This is a genomic window from Pseudomonas sp. CH235, assembly GCF_004368175.1.
GTDB lineage: Bacteria > Pseudomonadota > Gammaproteobacteria > Pseudomonadales > Pseudomonadaceae > Aquipseudomonas > Aquipseudomonas paraglycinae.
The window spans coordinates 1-18,814 of sequence record NZ_RRZJ01000037.1 but is presented as its reverse complement, the minus strand read 5'-3'; the positions used below and the strand labels follow the sequence as shown (position 1 = coordinate 18,814).

16 protein-coding genes are annotated in these 18,814 nt (G+C 61.2%); 7 read left to right on the top strand and 9 right to left on the bottom strand.

The features are described 5' to 3' along the window. Entirely contained in the window at window positions 1-426 is a 426-nt protein-coding gene (locus tag EIY71_RS25710) for a DUF2069 domain-containing protein (protein WP_085745101.1), read from the top strand. 76 nt (window positions 427-502) lie between these two features. Here EIY71_RS25710 and EIY71_RS25705 read toward each other — a convergent pair whose 3' ends face one another. Then, complete coding sequence (locus EIY71_RS25705; protein ID WP_085683575.1) at window positions 503-1,177, bottom strand: DNA-3-methyladenine glycosylase I; 675 nt, start codon at window positions 1,175-1,177, stop codon at window positions 503-505. 68 nt (window positions 1,178-1,245) lie between these two features. Then, window positions 1,246-2,070 carry a tRNA 2-thiocytidine(32) synthetase TtcA gene (gene ttcA, locus EIY71_RS25700; protein WP_011335493.1) on the bottom strand — a complete coding sequence of 275 codons (825 nt, stop codon included), beginning with the start codon at window positions 2,068-2,070 and terminating at the stop codon, window positions 1,246-1,248. 289 nt (window positions 2,071-2,359) lie between these two features. On the opposite strand from ttcA, the gene EIY71_RS25695 reads away from it, so the two are divergent. Further along, a complete protein-coding gene (locus EIY71_RS25695; protein ID WP_007957761.1) occupies window positions 2,360-2,962 on the top strand; it encodes a Yip1 family protein in 603 nt (200 codons plus the stop codon). 158 nt (window positions 2,963-3,120) lie between these two features. Continuing rightward, window positions 3,121-3,615 (top strand): SprT family zinc-dependent metalloprotease, encoded by a 495-nt coding sequence (locus EIY71_RS25690; protein ID WP_085607401.1) that lies wholly within the window; start codon window positions 3,121-3,123, stop codon window positions 3,613-3,615. Window positions 3,616-3,623: 8 nt separating this feature from the next. Here the strand turns inward: EIY71_RS25690 and EIY71_RS25685 are convergent, their stop codons facing one another. Next, window positions 3,624-4,805 carry a CaiB/BaiF CoA-transferase family protein gene (locus EIY71_RS25685; protein WP_085745102.1) on the bottom strand — a complete coding sequence of 394 codons (1,182 nt, stop codon included), beginning with the start codon at window positions 4,803-4,805 and terminating at the stop codon, window positions 3,624-3,626. Between the two features lie 145 nt (window positions 4,806-4,950). Then, a complete protein-coding gene (locus EIY71_RS25680; protein WP_064383574.1) occupies window positions 4,951-6,285 on the bottom strand; it encodes a dicarboxylate/amino acid:cation symporter in 1,335 nt (444 codons plus the stop codon). Between the two features lie 352 nt (window positions 6,286-6,637). Here EIY71_RS25680 and EIY71_RS25675 point away from each other — a divergent pair, with 352 nt between their 5' ends. After that, window positions 6,638-7,636, top strand: a complete 999-nt coding sequence (locus tag EIY71_RS25675; RefSeq protein ID WP_085745103.1) for an AraC family transcriptional regulator — start codon at window positions 6,638-6,640, stop codon at window positions 7,634-7,636. Between the two features lie 86 nt (window positions 7,637-7,722). Here EIY71_RS25675 and EIY71_RS25670 read toward each other — a convergent pair whose 3' ends face one another. The 3 genes from EIY71_RS25670 to EIY71_RS25660 all read right to left on the bottom strand — a co-directional run bounded on the left by EIY71_RS25670 (window position 7,723) and on the right by EIY71_RS25660 (window position 10,453). Further along, window positions 7,723-9,069, bottom strand: a complete 1,347-nt coding sequence (locus EIY71_RS25670) for an ATP-binding protein (RefSeq protein ID WP_085745104.1) — start codon at window positions 9,067-9,069, stop codon at window positions 7,723-7,725. Further along, complete coding sequence (locus tag EIY71_RS25665; RefSeq protein WP_085745105.1) at window positions 9,066-9,743, bottom strand: response regulator transcription factor; 678 nt, start codon at window positions 9,741-9,743, stop codon at window positions 9,066-9,068. The genes EIY71_RS25670 and EIY71_RS25665 overlap by 4 nt, the downstream gene beginning before the upstream one ends. Window positions 9,744-9,847: 104 nt before the next feature. Next, entirely contained in the window at window positions 9,848-10,453 is a 606-nt protein-coding gene (locus tag EIY71_RS25660) for a hypothetical protein (protein WP_085745106.1), read from the bottom strand. Window positions 10,454-10,596: 143 nt separating this feature from the next. Here EIY71_RS25660 and EIY71_RS25655 point away from each other — a divergent pair, with 143 nt between their 5' ends. Continuing rightward, on the top strand, window positions 10,597-11,388 hold the full coding sequence (locus EIY71_RS25655; RefSeq protein ID WP_085745107.1) for a dienelactone hydrolase family protein: 792 nt from the start codon (window positions 10,597-10,599) through the stop codon (window positions 11,386-11,388). 221 nt (window positions 11,389-11,609) lie between these two features. Further along, window positions 11,610-12,335, top strand: a complete 726-nt coding sequence (locus EIY71_RS25650) for a 4'-phosphopantetheinyl transferase (protein WP_085745421.1) — start codon at window positions 11,610-11,612, stop codon at window positions 12,333-12,335. Between the two features lie 6 nt (window positions 12,336-12,341). On the opposite strand, the gene EIY71_RS25645 is transcribed toward EIY71_RS25650, so the two are convergent. Together EIY71_RS25645 and EIY71_RS25640 are read right to left on the bottom strand one after the other, a co-directional pair. Next, window positions 12,342-13,952: an ATP-binding protein gene (locus EIY71_RS25645; protein WP_007957745.1), complete on the bottom strand. Its 1,611-nt coding sequence runs from the start codon at window positions 13,950-13,952 to the stop codon at window positions 12,342-12,344. Then, a complete protein-coding gene (locus EIY71_RS25640; RefSeq protein ID WP_085745108.1) occupies window positions 13,949-14,671 on the bottom strand; it encodes a response regulator in 723 nt (240 codons plus the stop codon). The genes EIY71_RS25645 and EIY71_RS25640 overlap by 4 nt, the downstream gene beginning before the upstream one ends. Window positions 14,672-15,406: 735 nt before the next feature. On the opposite strand from EIY71_RS25640, the gene EIY71_RS25635 reads away from it, so the two are divergent. After that, the gene (locus EIY71_RS25635) at window positions 15,407-18,301 is read left to right on the top strand and encodes a ribonucleoside-diphosphate reductase subunit alpha (protein WP_085745109.1); all 2,895 of its coding nucleotides are present in this window, start codon (window positions 15,407-15,409) and stop codon (window positions 18,299-18,301) included. Window positions 18,302-18,814: the final 513 nt, after the last annotated feature.

The window sequence follows — 18,814 nt, the reverse complement described above, 5'->3', positions numbered from 1 at the left end:
ATGGCCAGAAAGCCGAAAGTCCTGCCCGCCGTCGAGTGGCTGGAGCCGCGGGTGCGGGCGATGCGGGTGATCAGTCTGCTGTGCTTTTTCGGCCTGGCCGGACTGCTCGCCGCTTATTACCTGATGTTCGCCGACCTGCACGGCGCGCGGCCGTGGGTGATTCTGCTGATCGAGCTGATCCCGTGGATCGTGCTCGCACCGGCGATGATCATGGGCAGCGCACGCGGGCATTCGTGGATGTGCTTTGTGGTGAATCTGTATTTCATCAAGGGCGCACTGGCCGCGTATGACCCGAGCCGGCAGCTGTTCGGTGTGCTGGAGATGATCGCCAGTCTGGCGGTGTTTTGCTCGGCACTGCTGTATGTGCGGTGGCGGTATCAGTTGAATCGCAAACTGGCGGGCGAAGGCGAAGTCTCCGTCGCCTGACTGCTCGCCAGATCGCCGAGCTAACCGAGTCTGCCGGGATCGTTTCACGCTCTGCGTGGGAACGATCGCTTTGAACTCAATGATTGACGGTGTACGCCAGCATCATCGAGATCTGGCTCATCGGCCGTCCACCGCTCTCTTCATGCCACTGGTTGAACGCGTTCTGCACCGTCGCCAGATCCCGCAGGCTGCTCGGCACCTTGTCGACGATCTTCTGTGCATTCAACGCCGCGACCACGTCGTAGCTCGGCACGAACGTATCCTTGCCAACCATCCGCAAGAACCGTGGCGCCGACAGCCCGCCCAATTGATGACCGTGCTTTTTCAGGTACGTCCACAAACCGACGATATCGGTCACCGGCCAGTCGGCGAGCAACGCACCGAAACTGCCCTTCTCTTTCTCGACATCCAGAATGAACTGCGCATTGCGCGGCACGCTCTTGAGCTTGCCCAGGTGACGGATGATCCGCGCATCCTGCATCAGTCGCTCAAGGTGTTCGGCGCTCATCAGCACGACCTTTTCCGGGTCGAACTTGAAGAACACTTCCTCGAAGGCCGGCCACTTGGCATCCACCAGGCTGTGCTTGAGCCCGGCACGGAACACCCGCAGGGCCATGGTCGAGAGGTAACGGTCGTCGCTGATCTTGCGCAGTTGCGCCGGGGTCTTGGGAACGGGCAGATGGGCTTCCAGTTCAGCCGCCGAACCGAAGCGGTTCAGACAGTATTCGTGCAGCCACTTGTAGTCGCGCATGCCCTCTCCTAAAAAATGAATTGAAAACGGCGCCCGCGAGCGCCGTTTCTTTCGAGCGATCAGATCACTTACAGGTTCACCACATTGACGAAACGCGAAGCCGCCGTCTCGTCGATCTTCAGGCTGGTGAAGTCAAACAGGTTACGGTCAGCCAGTTGCGACGGGATCACGTTCTGCAGGCTGCGGAAGATGCTTTCGGTACGGCCCGGGGTCTTGCGTTCCCAGTCCTGGAGCATTTCCTTGACCACCTGACGCTGCAGGTTTTCCTGGGAACCGCAGAGGTTGCACGGAATGATCGGGAATTGCTTGAAGTCCGAGTAGGCCTGGATGTCTTTCTCGTTGCAGTAGGCCAGCGGACGGATCACCACGTTGCGCCCGTCGTCGGCGCGCAGCTTCGGCGGCATGGCCTTGAGGCTGCCGTTGAAGAACATGTTGAGGAAGAACGTCTCGACGATGTCGTCGCGGTGATGACCGAGGGCCATTTTGGTCGCGCCGATTTCGTCGGCGAAGGTGTACAGCGTGCCGCGACGCAGGCGCGAGCATAGCGAGCAGGTGGTCTTGCCTTCCGGGATCAGTTCCTTGACCACCGAGTAGGTGTCCTTCTCGACGATGTGGTACTCGATGCCCAGCTCTTTCAGGTAGGCCGGCAGCACGTGCTCGGGGAAACCCGGCTGCTTCTGGTCCATGTTCACGGCGACGATCTCGAACTTGATCGGTGCAACCTTCTGCAGGTGCATCAGCACGTCGAGCATGGTGTAGCTGTCCTTGCCCCCGGACAGGCAGACCATGACCTTGTCGCCGTCTTCGATCATGTTGAAGTCGGTGACGGCTTCGCCGGCCAGGCGGCGCAGGCGCTTTTGCAGTTTGTTCTGGTTGACCGTAAGAGTGCCCATGACGCGAAATCCGTGAGGTGTGACGAAAGGCGGGCATTTTACGCAAAAACACTTCGCTTGTGGCCACAGGTTGTCGCCGCTTACAGCGCCCGTTTGCACAGACCCCGACGCGATTACCCCGCGGTTTTACAGCGCGATTTGCTCTAAGCCCCTATCACCTGTGCGGTTAAGACCTTTCTATACTGCGACATAAGGTCGCACACAATCTGAAGACCTGTATTTACTCGGCCGCATTGGCCCGTAGGCGCTCCGCTGGGGGGCGATGGCAATAACGAGAGGAGTGACTGGCATGATCCATCACGTAGTGGGACTTTTTACCCACCCCGATCAGGAATGGAAGGAAATCCGTGGCGACCAGGAAGAAAGCATCAGCCACATGTACCTGACGCACACGCTGATTCTGGCGGCGATCCCCGCTGTTTCGGCATTTATCGGCACGACTCAGGTCGGCTGGGTGATCGGCAACCGCGCACCGGTGATGCTCACCGTCGAAAGCGCGTTGTGGATGACGATCATGTCTTACCTGGCAATGCTCGGCGGAGTCGCGGTCATGGGTGCCTTCGTGCACTGGATGGCCCGCACCTATGACGCCAACCCGAGCCTGGCCCGTTGCGTGGCATTTGCCACCTACACCGCGACACCGTTGTTCGTCGGCGGGCTGGCGGCGCTCTATCCACACATGTGGCTGGGGATGATCGTCGGCACGGCGGCCATCTGCTACACGGTTTACCTGTTGTATGTGGGGCTGCCGACCTTCATGAACATTCCGTCCGACGAGGGTTTCCTGTTTTCCAGCTCGGTACTGGCGGTGGGTCTGGTGGTGCTGGTCGCCATCATGGCGTTTACCGTGATTGTCTGGGGTCTGGGCGTGGGGCCTGTCTACACCAATTAGCGACCGGTTCCTCCCGAGAAGAACAAGATCCGCCAACACAGGCCGCCGCAAGGCGGCCTTCTCATGCCTGGAATGAACGTCGCGACCATTCGGCAGTTTGGCGATACGCAACGCCGAAAGGTTGCGGCATACTCCAAATCTCTGGAGATCCATCAAGCATGCCCGAGCAACTCAATACCCGCGTCGAAGACTGTTTCCAACTCGCTGAATCCTTTTTCAAACGTCCCTTCAAACGCCCCGTGGTGAGCCTCAAGCTGCGCGGGCAAAAAGCCGGGGTCGCGCATCTGCACGAGAATCTGCTGCGCTTCAATCCGCAGCTGTACCGGGAAAACACCGAACATTTCCTCAAGCAGACCGTGGCCCACGAAGTCGCGCACCTGATCGCCCATCAACTGTTCGGCGACCGCATCCAGCCCCACGGCGAGGAGTGGCAACTGATCATGCGCGGCGTTTACGAATTGCCGCCGGACCGTTGCCATACCTATGAAATCAAACGCCGCAGCGTGACCCGCTACATCTATAAATGCCCGTGTGCCGATAGCGATTTTCCGTTTTCGGCGCAGCGCCATAGCCTGGTCAGGCAGGGTCGGCGCTATCTGTGCCGGCGCTGTCGCAACACATTGGTGTTCAGTGGCGAGATGCGGGTCGAGTAACCCACGAGCTACGCGATGACTTTCGCGGCGCGTAATTCGGCAATCCGCTCAGGACTCAACCCCAACTCCGTCAACACCTGATCTGTATGCTGCCCCAGCGCTGCCCCCACATGCCGCGGCGCCGGCAACGCCTCGGAAAACTTCAGCGGACAGGCGATCTGCGCCTGCACCGTGCCATCACCGCGGGGCACCTGGGTCACCAGTTCCCGCGCCTGCAATTGCGGATGCTGCACCGCCTCGCCCAGGTTCAACACCGGCTCGACGCAGGCATCGATCCCGGCGAACAGCTCGCACAGTTCGGCAAAGTCATGCTTCTCGAACTCGACCTTCAAGGCGTCCTTGAGCGCCCGCTGCTGCTCGGGTTTGGGCGACAAGCCCTGCGCCGCCAGTTCCGGCCGGCCCAGCGCCGCACACAGTTGCTGCATGAAGGCCGGTTCCAGACTGCCCACCGACATCCAGCGCCCGTCGCGGGAGCGGTAGTAATCGTAGAAGCTGCCGCCATTGAGCATCTGATCCTCCCAGCCCGGCTCCTCGCCGCAGGCCAGATACCCGGCACCGGCCATGGCGTTCAGGCTGAACGCGCAATCGGTCATGCTCACATCCAGATGGGTGCCCTGCCCGGTCTGCTGGCGGGAAATCACCGCCGCCAACAAGCCGATCACCCCGTGCAGCGAGCCGCCGGCGACATCCGCCACCTGCATGCCCAGCGGCAACGGCCCGCTGTCGGCGCGGCCGGTGTAGCTGGAGAGCCCGGCCAGCGCCAAATAGTTGATGTCGTGGCCGGCGCGATCCTTGTACGGTCCGGTCTGGCCGTAACCGGTGATCGACACATAAATCAGCTTCGGATTGATCGCCTTCAGCGCCTCGTAACCCAGCCCCAGCCGCTCCATCACACCGGGGCGAAACTGTTCCAGCACGATGTCGTAATTCACCAGCAACTGCTTCACCAGCTCCAACGCCTCGGGCTGCTTGAGGTCCAGCGCCAGGCTGCGCTTGTTGCGGTTGAGATACGCGTGACTGGCCGAGACGCCGTGATCATGGGGCGGCAAGACCCGCACCAGGTCGAGGCGGGTCGGCGATTCGATGCGCAGCACTTCGGCGCCCATATCCGCCAGCAGCAGCGAGGCAAACGGCCCCGGCAGCAGGGTCGAGAAATCCAGAATCTTCAGTGAGGCCAGCGGTGCAGGCATGGGCAATCTCCATCAACGATGCATGCAGCCTAGGCAGCCATCGGCGATGGGGCAATTACCGGATCCATCAGTTGCGCTGACCGTTGCGCTCAAACAGCAGGCAAGAAAAAACCCGCCGAAGCGGGTTTTTCCATTCAAGCGATGCTTACTTCACATTGCTCGGGGTCGGGCCTTCGGCCACGCCCAGGTCATCTTCCTCACGCTCGTCGGAGATACCACGACCGCCCGAGGCCAGCTCGGATTGCAGCACATCGGTGTCCAGCTCCTTGACCCACTTGGCCACGACGATGGTCGCTACGGCGTTGCCGACCAGGTTGGTCAGGGCGCGGGCTTCGGACATGAAGCGGTCGATACCCAGGATCAGCGCCAGACCGGCCACCGGCAGGTGACCTACGGCCGACAGGGTGGCCGCCAGTACGATGAAGCCCGAACCGGTCACACCGGCTGCGCCTTTGGAGGACAGCAGCAACACTACCAGCAGAGTGATCTGGTGAGTGATGTCCATGTGGGTGTCGGTCGCCTGAGCGATGAACACGGCCGCCATGGTCAGGTAGATCGCGGTGCCGTCGAGGTTGAACGAGTAGCCGGTCGGGATCACCAGACCTACCACCGATTTCTTCGCGCCCAGACGCTCCATCTTGATCAGCATGCGTGGCAGTACCGATTCCGAAGAGGAAGTACCCAGCACGATCAGCAGCTCTTCACGGATGTAGCGGATCATCTTCAGCACGCTGAAGCCGTGCATGCGGGCGATACCGCCGAGCACGATCAGGATGAACGCCAGGCAGGTGATGTAGAAGCAGATCATCAGTTGACCCAGCTGCACCAGCGAGCCGACGCCGTAGGCACCGATGGTGAACGCCATCGCACCGAAGGCACCGATTGGCGCGAGCTTCATGATCATGTTGATGATGTTGAACATCACGTGGGCGAAGCGATCGATGAAGTCCAGGATCGGCTTGCCGTAGGCACCCAGGCGATGCAGGGCGAAACCGAAGATCACCGAGAACATCAGCACTTGCAGAATGTCACCGGTGGCGAACGCGCCGACGATGGTGGTCGGGATCACGTTGAGCAGGAAGCCGACAACGCTCTGGTCTGCGCCTTGAGCAACATAGGTCGCGACTTTCGAGGCATCGAGGGTGCTGACGTCGATGTGCATCCCGTTGCCCGGTTGCACGATGTTGACCACGATCAGGCCGACCAGCAGGGCGATGGTCGAAACGATTTCGAAGTACAGGAGTGCGTAACCGCCGGTCTTGCCGACCGATTTCATGTTCTGCATGCCGGCGATGCCGCTGACCACGGTGCAGAAGATGATCGGGGCGATGATCATTTTGATCAGTTTGATGAACCCGTCACCCAGCGGCTTTACGGCCACGCCGAACTGCGGGTAGTAGTGGCCGAGCGCAATACCGATACAGATTGCGACGATCACCTGGAAATACAGGGATTTGTACAGTGGCTGACGAGTCGTCATTGCAAAGTTCCTCAAGAGTCCCGCGTGGCAACATCCATCTGTTGAACGCGAAACCTGAATTGCGAACCCTCCTGCACTGGAGGGATTTGTTGTGTCGAACGGCGCTTTCCGGACCGGCTCGGCGCACGCTTCTGTCGCTCTTATCGCAAACGTCGTGCCACTTTGGTGCAAATCGCTGCAAGCCTTTTGATATCAGGGGATCCGGCTTTTTCTGTGTCACCGTTCGGTTACTCAAGTGTGGCGGATTTCCGCCAACTCGCCCGACCTCGTCCTACAATTTGGCGGAAATCCGCCTTGTTACCGATCAAAGGCAGCCGCTACCATCGGTCGCCAGAGGAAGGATCTGCCGCTCATGCGCGAACGCACCATCGCCAGTCACTTTGCCCGCGCCGCCCTCGGTGGCGCGCGGCGCTCGGGTTACGACTACTCGGACCTGCTGCAGCAACTGGGCATCAGCCCCGAACTGCTCGACGAGCCGCGCGCGCGGATCGCCCCGGAACAATTCACCCAACTGATCCAGAACCTGTGGCTGGCCCTGGACGACGAATACCTGGGTTTTGGCAACGCTCCGAGCAAACCTGGCAGCTTCGCCATGATGTGCCACGCCATCATCCATTGCCGCAGCCTGGAGAAGGCTCTGCAACGCGGCTTATTGTTTTATAGCCTATTCCCCGAAGCCCCGTGCCTGACCCTGAGCCATGAAGACGAATGGGTACGCCTGAGCCTCGACGATGCGCAGTTGTGGGACCCGGATCACTTTCTCAGCGAGAGCCTGCTGGTGATCTGGCATCGCCTCGGCAGCTGGCTGATCGGCCAGCGGATTCGTCTGGAACAGGCGAGCTTCAGCTACCCGAAACCGGCGCACGGGGCGGAATACGATCTGCTGTTTTCCTGCCCGCTGGAATTTTCGGCAACGCAAAGCAGCCTGGTGTTTCACAGCCGTTATCTGCACATGCCGCTGTTGCAGGATGAACGCACCCTCAAGCATTTCCTCGAACGCTCCCCCGCCGACCTGCTGTCCCGCCCGGACGACGGCAACAGCCTGAGCAGCCGGCTGCGCCGTTTGCTCAGCCACGACAGCGCACGCTGGCCGGACCTCGAAGCAGTTGCCGCGCACCTGCACATCAGCCCGCAAACCTTGCGCCGGCATCTGCGCGAGGAAGGCACCAGTTTTCAGGAATTGAAGGATCAGTTGCGCCGGGACATCGCAATTTATCACCTGGGGCGGGCCGATCTGTCGTTGCAACAGATCGCCGAACAGCTCGGGTTTTCCGAGCCGTCGGCGTTTCATCGGGCGTTCAAGAAGTGGACGGGGCTGACGCCGGGGGCTTATCGGGCGCAGGAGCAGTGAGGCCAAAGATCAAAAGCCCCCTCACCCTAACCCTCCCTCTGGGCGGTCCGACGTTTCGGGAGGGTTAGGGTGAGGGCCGATCGTTTTCACACCGCAGGAAAATGAATTCTGAACGCCGCCCCGCCCATCGGTGAATCGCCCAGCGTCAGTTTCGCGCTGTAGCTCTCGATGATGTCCTTGACCACTGCCAGCCCGATCCCCTGCCCTGGGTGCTGGCGATCCAGGCGTTCGCCGCGTTCGAGAATCCGTGCGCGCTGATCCGGTGGTACGCCGGGGCCGTCGTCTTCGATGCACAGCTCCATTCCGGAATGGCTTTCGCGCACGCTGATGCGCACTTCGCCCAGACACAGGCGATAGGCGTTTTCCAGCAGGTTGCCCATCATTTCCAGCAAGGCGCCCTGCTCGATCGGCACGTAACAGTGCTCCGGCAGATCGAAGGCGACGCGCACGTGTTTGTCGCGGTAGACCTTGTCCAGCGTGTCGCACAGGCTTTGCAGCACCGGGCGCAGGCGCACCTGATGGCGCACCAGACCGCTTTTGCGCAGGCTGGCGCGTTGCAACTGATAGCCGATCTGCTGGCTCATGCGTTCGATCTGGGTTTGCAGCACCCACGCCTGATCGCGGTCTTCGGGGCGCTGGGCCATGTCTTCGCTGACGCCTTGCAATACCGCCAGCGGGGTTTTCAGGCTGTGGGCCAGATCGTCGAGGGAATCGCGGTACCGGCTGCGCTGCTGGCGTTCGCTGTGCAGCAAGCGGTTGAGGGAACCGGTCAGGCGCAGCAGTTCACGCGGGTGCTGTTCGCTGAGGCTTTCGAGGGTTCCGCCTTCGATTTCGTCGAGTTCCTGACTGAGCCGGCGCAAGGCTTTCAGGCCCCAGGTCAGGCCGATCCACAGCAGCGCCAGCAGCACCAGCAATGCCGCGCCAAAACCGAGGTAGAGATTTTCCCGCAGGCCTTCGAGGGTGGTTTCGTATTCGCGCACCGGTTGCAGGGCCACGATACTGAAGGCTGCACTTTTGCCGCCAAGCAGTTTGACTTCGACGTCGTAGACGAAGAATTCCTGGCCGTTGGCTTCACGGATCCGCGCGAACTCGTTGCCGAGGCCGTCGTAGCGCGGCGTGTAGTTGATCTTCTCTTCCTGGGTGCCCTTCGAGCGCCAGACCAGATGCCCTTCGCGGTCATAGATGTAGCCGAGCAGGCGATTGTCCGTGAGGTTGAAGCGCTCGTCGGGCAACTGTGCCGGCATCATCAGGCGGTTGTTTTCAACCCGCGCGGCGGAGATCAGCGTGGTGACGTCGGACGCCAGCCGCTGTTCGATCGAGTCCTGCAGCGCCAGGCTGAACGCGCCCTGCATCGCCGGGAGCAACGCGAGCATGAACAACACCGCCAGGGTCGTGGCGGCAAGCATCAGCCGGACGCGAAGGGAACGGATCAAGTGCAGCGCTCATTGAACAGGTAACCGAGGCCGCGCACGGTGTCGATCGGCTTGAATCCGGCCGGGCCTTCGAGCTTGCGGCGCAAACGGCCGACCAGCACTTCGATCACGTTTGGATCGCGCTCGTCGTCATCCGGGTACAACTGCTCCATCAACCGATCCTTGGGCACCACCTGCTGGTGATGGCGCATGAGGTATTCGAGGATCCGGTACTCGTAGGCGGTCAGCGCCAGCGGTTGCTCGTCGAGGGTCGCCTGCTTGCGATTGAGGTCCAGCAACAGCGGGCCGGCGACGATGGTCGACTGAGTGAAACCGCTGGAGCGGCGCAGCAACGCATTGAGCCGCGCTTCGAGTTCTTCGAACTGGAACGGCTTGACCAGATAATCGTCAGCCCCGGCTGCCAGACCTTCGACCTTGTCCTGCCAGTTGCCGCGCGCGGTGAGGATCAGGATCGGAAACGTCTTGGCGCCCGAGCGCAGCTGGCGGATCAGGTCGAGGCCACTCATGCCCGGCAGTCCAAGGTCGATCACCGCCAGGTCAAAGTTGAATTGCCCGGTCTGGTACAACGCCTCTTCGGCATTGGCCACGGACTCGACCACGTGACCGCTCTCCGTCAGGCGGGTTTGCAGGTGATGGCGCAACAGCGCTTCATCTTCGACGACCAACAGTTTCATGACGCTCTCCCGGGTAAATCGACAACTCCAAAGGCTTTCGCCTCACATGGCTGCGCCGGGTCGCCCCTCGAAGGACGACCCGGCGCGGGCCTGACGCCAATCGCTTAGAAAGCGTAGTTGGCCGACAGGTAAGTCTGGGCGCTGCTGGTCAAATCCAGCGAGCCTTGCTTGCTGCCGCCGCTCTCTTTCATCTCAGTGCTGGCGTTGCTGCGCAGGTAACGGTAACCGAGTTCGACCGAGGTGTTCTGCGAGACTTGCTGCAACACACCGAACTGGCCGCCGACGGCGTAACCGATGTCGCTGTCACGGCTGTAGCTCGGCGAATCCTGGGTCAACTTGGTCAGACCGGCCGTGGCACCGCCGAACAGCTTGGTGCTGCTACCCACCGGGTAAAACAGATCGTAGCTGCCCAGCAGGTTTTCCTGGCGCAGTTTAATGCCATTGTGCGAGCCGGACACGTTGTCGTAGGTGGCGTAGTAGCGACCCTGGCTGTTTTGCTGACCCAGGCGCAGGCCGTAGGTGTTGTTGCCGTCGATGGCCGCGGTGGCATCCGGATGGCCGAGGTTGTCGTTCAGGGCGTTGGATTTTTTGATCTTGTCGCTGGTCTGGCCAAAGGTCAGGCCGGCGAAGTTGCTGGTGGTGTCGGCGTGGGCCGCGATACTGGCGCTCATTACGGTAAAAGCCAGCAGCAGTTTATTTAAACGAGTCATGGAGTTTCCTCTTTCACAGTGCTGTTTGGGTATGGCGCAAGGTTACTGACCCTCCCCTGTACCGCCCCTGAACGCTCTCTGAACCTGGCCTGAATGAAATGAACTAGGCTGTTTTGACCACTTTATTGTCCGGAGACCCGATCATGCGCCTGCTTCTAACCCTCGCCCTCCTTGTCTTCAGCGGCCTCAGCCAGGCTGCGATCAAGACCGAGGAAATCCCCTATCAGAGTGCTGACGGCACCAAGCTGATCGGTTACTACGCCTACGACGATGCAATAAAGGGCCCGCGCCCCGGCGTGGTGGTGGTGCATGAGTGGTGGGGCCTGAACGACTACGCCAAGCGCCGCGCCCGGGATCTCGCCGGGCTCGGCTACAGCGCGCTGGCCATCGACATGTACGGTGAAGGCAAGAACACCGAGCACCCGAAAGACGCAATGGCGTTCATGCAGGCCGCCACGCAAAACGCCGATGCGGCCAGCAAGCGCTTTCAGGCCGGGCTGGATCTGTTGAAGAAACAGCCGCAGACCGACAAGGATAAAATCGGCGCCATCGGCTACTGCTTCGGCGGTGGCGTGGTGCTGAATGCCGCGCGTCAGGGCGTGCCGCTGGCCGGCGTGGTGAGCTTCCACGGTGCGCTGGCCACCAAGACTCCGGCTACGCCGGGTAGCGTGAAGGCGAAAGTCCTTGTCGAGCACGGCGCGCTGGACAGCATGGTCACCCCGGACAACGTCGCGGCATTCAAGTCGGAAATGGACAAGGCCGGCGCCGACTATCAATTCGTCAGCCTCGACGGTGCCAAGCACGGGTTCAGCAATCCCGACGCGGATCGCCTGAGCCACGGCGATCACGGTGGCCCGGATATCGGCTACAACAAGGCCGCCGATGAAAAATCCTGGGCGGACATGCAGGCGTTCTTCAAGAAAATCTTTGGCTGAACCCCTGTTGCTGATCGTTCCCACGCTCTGCGTGGGAATGCATACAGTGACGCTCCGCGTCACACAGCGAAGGGACGCGGAGCGTCCCGAGGCTGCATTCCCACGCGGAGCGTGGGAACGATCACAATTCGGGGCCGCAGCGTCGGAGCGATCACGGTTCGACGTGGGAACGATCATGTCGACACTATCCAGCCTTAAGGCAACCCGGCAAAATGCGCCACATGAACTCCAACCCTTTCCTCCCCGCCTGCTGCACCCCGCTCGATGCCCATTGGCCGCTGCCGACGGTGTTGCCCGACACTGTGCTGCTGAGCACCCATTTCGATCCTTCGCAATTGCTCGGTGATGACTTCCGCCGCAGCGCCATCGAGTCGCCGCCGAGCATTCAGCGTTCGGTGGCGAAGCGGCAGGCGGAATTCCTTGCAGGGCGGATTTGTGCACGGGCGGCGTTGCAGCAGCTGGAAGGCTCAAGCACTGTTCCGGCGATCGGCGAGGATCGCGCGCCGATTTGGCCGGCACACATCTGCGGCTCGATCACCCACAGCACCGGCCGTGCGGCGGCGATTGTCGCCAACAAACAGCACTGGCGCGGGCTGGGCATGGACCTGGAAAACCTGCTCAACGCCGAACGCGCCGAGCGGCTGGCTGGAGAGATCCTGACCCCGCCGGAAATGCAGCGCATGGCCGCCGGCTCCCGGGATCAGATCGCGCTCTGGGTGACCCTGACCTTTTCGGTGAAAGAAAGCCTGTTCAAGGCGCTGTACCCGATCGTGCAGCAGCGCTTCTACTTCGAACACGCCGAGGTTCTGGAGTGGAATGAACAGGGTCAGGTGCGGCTGCGGTTGCTGACGGATCTGTCCAGTGAATGGCGCAACGGCACGGAGCTCGATGCGCAATTCGGCGTGCAGGACGGGCAGTTGCTGAGCCTGGTCAGCATCCAGGCGTAAGCGGCTTCAGCGCCGCTCCTGATTCCTCGGCCAGCTCAGGCTGAAGCACGCTCCGCCCAGACTCTTGCTCTTGCCGATCAGCGCCCGGCCGTCGTGCCAGTGGATGATCCGCCGCACGATCGACAGGCCCAGCCCGTGCCCGCCGGACGCTCGGGTGCGGCTGTCGTCCAGGCGCAGGAACGGCGTGAAGATTTTCTCCCAAGCGGTTTCCGGCACGCCGGGGCCGTCGTCCTCGACATCCACCCGGCAACGCATCTGCCCGACCTGATAACTGACCGTGACCTTCGAGCGTGCATGGCGCATGGCGTTGCTCACCAGATTCTGCAAGGCACGGTGCAGGTAACGCGGCTCGGCCTCGACCCAGGCGTCATCGCAATCCGCCGCCGACAGGCACAAACCGCGCTGTACCGTGACTTCGGCGCGCAGAGGCGCCAGCTCTTCGATCACCTGATTGACCAGTGCATCCAGGTCGATGCGCTGGAAGGTCAGCGCCGGCGAGCCCTGCTCCAGCCGGGCGTACGTGAGCATTTCGTCGACCAGCTTGTCGAGGTCCTCGATGTCGTGGTCCATACCCTCGCGGTATTTCTCCAGCGCCTGCGGGGTGGTGGCCGAGCCGATCATCTCCAGGCCGAAACGCAGGCGCGCCACCGGCGTGCGCAATTCGTGGGACACCGCGCGCACCAGTTCACGCTGGATGGCCAGCAACTGCTGCAAGTGCTCGGCCATGCCGTTGAACGCCGCCGCCAGCTTGCCCACCGAGTCGGCACCCCGGGCCGGAACGCGAGTTTCCAGACTGCCTTTGGCGATGCGCGTGGCGGCAGCTTCGAGCCCGCGCAAACGCCGTTCGAGCTGACGCACCAATAAATAGACGATCAGGCCGATCAGGGTCAGGCCGAGAGCGGCGATCAAAACCAGCCATTCCGGCGGGTACGGATTCATCTGATACAGCGGCCCGATTTCCAGCACCCACGGCGTGCCGACCATGCCGGCGAACACCCGGATCGAATCGCCGCCCTTGCCCAGCGCCATCACCGTATCGCCTTCGGACACTCGACGACTCTGGTCTTCGTCCATGTCGGCATCGCTGACGGTGACCAGCCGCAAATCGAAGCCGAAGCCTTTGTCTTCTTTCAACTGCGCCAGTCGTTTGGGCTGTTCGCCCACGGGCACCCGCACCAGCTCATCGGCCAACAGGTAGATGGTCGCCCGGGCCAGTTGCTCGCTGATCTGCTGCACCTCGCCCACCAGCACCAGTTGATCCTTGTCACTGACCAGCCGATAGACCTTGGCCGCGTGCGGGCCGGTCTGTTCGACCAGCGCCTGGCCGCGCTGCACCCGGGTGCGCTGGGTCAGATCGAGATCGGTCTGGGCAAAGGTCTTCAGCGCCAGCGGAATCCCGAGCAGCCGCTCCCACACCAGCAAGGCGCGATGGCGCTCGGTTTCATTCATCGGTTGCAGGTTGTCGGCCATCAGCGAAAACGTGCCGTGGGCCAGACGCTCGCGGTATTGCTCGCTGCGCACCTGGTTGAGCAGGTGCAGCGCCAGCACGCCGAGCACCGCCACCAGAATCAGCGCCGCGCACATGCCGCCATAGATGCGCAGGAAGATCGAATTCACAGCGGCAGTTCTACGCAGGCTTCCGGCACGAACAGATAACCTTTGCTGCGCACGGTCTTGATCAGGCGCGGGTGATCGGGGTCGTCGCCGATTTTCGGGCGGATGCGCGAGATGCGTACATCGATCGAGCGGTCCTGGCCGTCGTAGCCAATGCCGCGCAGTGCGGTGAAGATTTCTTCCCGGGACAGGATCCGCCCGGCGTTGGATACCAGCAGCCAGAGCAGATCGAATTCGGCGCTGGTCAGCTCGATGCCGCTGTCACTGAGCCAGGCTTCGCGCAAGGCGTTGTCCACCACCAGCGGACCGAACTGCAGACGACGCGGATTGCCCGCTGGCGCCTCCGGTGTGTCACTGCGTCGCAGCAGCGCCTGGATACGCGCCAGCAACAGTCGCGGGCGCACCGGTTTGCAGACGTAGTCGTCGGCACCCAAGTCGAGCCCGAGGATCTGGTCGGCGTCATCGGTGCGCGCGGTGAGCATCAGGATCGGGCCGTCGTAACGGTCACGCACCTTGCGGCAGATGCTCAGGCCGTCTTCGCCGGGGAGCATCAGGTCGAGGATCACCAGGTCCGGCTGTTCCTTGATGATCCGCGCCGCCGCCAGCGCACCGTTGCCTTCGATCTCCACGCGCAATCCGTTGGCTTGCAGGTATTCACGGGTCAGTTCGGCCAGACGCTGGTCGTCCTCGACTATCAATACCTGCCAGGCTTCTTGCTCCACGGGTGACCTCTGCTTGCCGATGCTGCTTATAAAGGAAGGATCCTCCCGTCTTTTTGTCATCTTTAAGGAGGATAAGAATGCGTGCGCATGGCCCGATTGTATAAACGGCGTACAGCCAGAACACAAGTCGGTAAATGCGTTCGGACAAGGCGGATTTTTGTGATAGGGTTCGCGCCCTTAAAAATCCGCTGAAGCGTTTTTCCCGACTGAAAAACAGTGACAAACGGTCTAGCTCAGCAGGTTCACGGCCTACAAAGGTTTTCCCTGTTTCGCACACAATTTACGCACAGGGTTATCCACAGGCTGTCCGTTGCAATCGCCCCCCGAAACGCATTATCTTGTAGCCCGCGCTCAAAAAAACCCTACATGTAGGGGTTGAGACCAAAAAACCAAACACAAACCGGACAGTGAATTCAAGGCTTTTTATTGCCATTGTCGGGTTGAACCAAACGTATTTTCAGAAGCCCAAACCGCGCCTGCGGATGGCTACCGTTTTTCAGCCGATCACGGCGTAAACGGTACGGGTGTTGCAGTCCCAAACTGCTCCCCGAAAGGAATGCGGTTTCACGCGTATCGCGCGAACCGAAGACTTCGGCATGGAAGCGGCGCCCACAAGGCCCCCTTCCTGAACTGTCCCGAAGTCGTTACCCGGCAACTGCCGGTCGTAGTGCTTCAGGACGGAACGGTGGGCACCGTGATGGTGCCCAAACAAACATAGAGAACGTGGAGACACCCATGCAAACCGACACAACTCGCGAGAACCCGCAGGGCACCTTGCCGCAGGCCGCCGATTCGAATTCGGATCTGGCTGCCACCGCGCCTGGCCAACTGCGCGTGATCAAGCGTAATGGCACTGTCGTTCCTTACACCGATGACAAGATCACCGTCGCTATCACCAAAGCGTTTCTCGCAGTTGAGGGCGGCACCGCTGCCGCTTCGTCGCGAATCCACGACACCGTTGCCCGCCTGACCGAACAGGTCACCGCGACCTTCAAGCGTCGCATGCCGTCGGGCGGCACCATCCACATCGAAGAAATCCAGGACCAGGTCGAACTGGCCCTGATGCGTGCCGGCGAGCAGAAAGTGGCTCGCGACTACGTGATCTACCGTGATGCCCGTTCCAAGGAACGCGCCGTTCGCACCACCGCCGAAGCACCGGTACAGGCGCACCCGTCGATCCGCATCACCCGCGCCGACGGCACTCTCGCGCCACTGGACATGGGTCGCCTGAACACCATCGTCACCGAAGCCTGCGAAGGTCTGGCTGAAGTCGACGGCGACCTGATCCAGCGCGAAACCCTGAAGAACCTGTACGACGGCGTGGCCCTGAACGACGTCAACACCGCTCTGGTGATGACCGCGCGTACCCTGGTCGAGCGCGAGCCGAACTACTCGTTCGTGACCGCCCGCCTGCTGATGGACACCCTGCGTGCCGAAGGCCTGGGCTTCCTGGGCGTGGCCGAAAGCGCCACTCACCACGAGATGGCCGACCTGTACGCCAAGGCACTGCCGGCCTACGTCGCCAAAGGTATCGAGTTCGAACTGCTGAACCCTGTGCTGGCCTCCTTCGACCTGGAAAAACTGGGCAAGGCGATCAACCACGAGCGCGACCAGCAATTTACCTACCTGGGCCTGCAGACCCTGTACGACCGTTACTTCATCCACAAGGATGGCGTGCGTTTCGAACTGCCGCAGATCTTCTTCATGCGCGTGGCCATGGGCCTGGCGATCGAAGAGAAGCAGAAAGAAGACCGTGCGATCGAGTTCTACAACCTGCTGTCCTCGTTCGACTACATGGCTTCGACCCCGACCCTGTTCAACGCCGGTACCCTGCGTCCACAGCTGTCGAGCTGCTACCTGACCACCGTGCCGGATGACCTGTCGGGCATCTACCACGCGATCCACGACAACGCCATGCTGTCAAAATTCGCCGGTGGCCTGGGCAACGACTGGACGCCGGTGCGTGCACTGGGTTCGTACATCAAGGGCACCAACGGCAAATCGCAAGGCGTGGTTCCGTTCCTGAAAGTGGTGAACGACACCGCCGTCGCCGTTAACCAGGGTGGCAAGCGCAAAGGCGCTGTCTGTGCCTACCTGGAAACCTGGCACATGGACATCGAAGAGTTCATCGAGCTGCGCAAGAACACCGGTGATGACCGTCGTCGTACCCACGACATGAACACCGCCAACTGGATCCCTGACCTGTTCATGAAGCGCGTCTTCGATGACGGCAAATGGACCCTGTTCTCGCCGTCCGAAGTACCGGATCTGCACGACCTGACCGGCAAGGCCTTCGAAGAGCGCTACGAGTACTACGAAGCCCTGACCGAGTACCCGGGCAAGGTCAAGCTGTTCAAGACCATCCAGGCCAAAGACCTGTGGCGCAAGATGCTGTCGATGCTGTTCGAAACCGGCCACCCATGGCTGACTTTCAAAGACCCGTGCAACCTGCGTAGCCCGCAGCAGCACGTCGGCGTTGTTCACAGCTCGAACCTGTGCACCGAGATCACCTTGAACACCAACAAGGACGAGATCGCGGTCTGCAACCTGGGCTCGATCAACCTGCCGAACCACATCGTCGACGGCAAGCTGGACACCGCCAAGCTCAAGCGCACCATCGACGTCGCCGTGCGCATGCTCGACAACGTGATCGACATCAACTACTACTCGGTACCGCAGGCGAAGAACTCCAACTTCCGTCACCGTCCGGTCGGCCTGGGCATCATGGGCTTCCAGGACGCGCTGTACCTGCAGCACATCCCTTACGGTTCCGACGCTGCCGTCGAGTTCGCCGACAAGTCGATGGAAGCGGTCAGCTACTACGCGATCCAGGCTTCCTGCGACCTGGCCGACGAGCGCGGCTCGTACGAGACGTTCCAGGGTTCGCTGTGGTCCAAAGGCGTACTGCCGCTGGATTCGCAACAGATCCTGATCGAAGCACGCGGCCAGAAGTACATCGACGTCGACCTGACCGAATCCCTGGACTGGGCACCGGTTCGCGCCCGTGTACAGAAAGGCATCCGCAACTCGAACATCATGGCCATCGCACCGACCGCGACCATCGCCAACATCACCGGCGTATCGCAGTCGATCGAACCGACCTACCAGAACCTGTATGTGAAATCGAACCTGTCGGGCGAATTCACCGTGATCAACCCCTACCTGGTTCGCGACCTGAAGGCTCGCGGTCTGTGGGACTCGGTCATGATCAACGACCTGAAGTACTACGACGGTTCGGTTCAGCAGATCGAGCGCATCCCGCAAGAACTCAAAGAGCTCTACGCGACCGCATTCGAAGTGGACACCAAGTGGATCGTTGACGCCGCCAGCCGTCGTCAGAAGTGGATCGACCAGGCCCAGTCGCTGAACCTGTACATCGCCGGCGCATCGGGCAAGAAGCTGGACGTGACCTACCGCATGGCCTGGTACCGTGGTCTGAAAACCACCTACTACCTCCGCGCCCTGGCCGCGACCAGCACCGAGAAGTCGACCATCAACACCGGCAAGCTGAACGCTGTATCCAGCGGCGGCAACCACGGCGACGACTCGGTCCTGGCAGCCCCTGCCGGCCCGGCTCCAGTACCGAAGGCTTGCGCCATCGACGAGCCGGATTGCGAAGCTTGCCAATAAGCTGAGCTGAATCGGGCGTTGCGAAACGCCTGATCCGAGAAACCCCCGACAGACTTCTGGTTTGTCGGGGGTTTTCTTTTGCCCGCGATAAAAGCAAAAGCCGCCCTCACCCTAGCCCTCTCCCGGAGGGAGAGGGGACTGACCGAGGTGTTTGGGAGAGATACGCCGACGTGAAATACCGAGGTGAACTTGGGTTTTGAAACGCATCCAACTCAACTCCCGCATCTTCCTCTCCAAAGCCCCCTCACCCTAACCCTCTCCCGAGGGAGAGGGGACTGACCGAGTTGTTTGGGAGAGATACGCCGACGTGAAAGACCGAGTTGAACTAAAGCAAACATCCCTGCTTCCACCACTCAATACGATGAGCGTTAGCTCGAGTAAGGCTTTTGACGTGCCGGCCCCATCGGAAGGCTGAGTGGAGGGATTTATCCGGGGGTGGGAGCGCAGCGACCGTGCGGCGCAGCCGCATGCATCGAGAGGAGGTGCAGCGAAGCAAACCGTAGGCGATGCCCC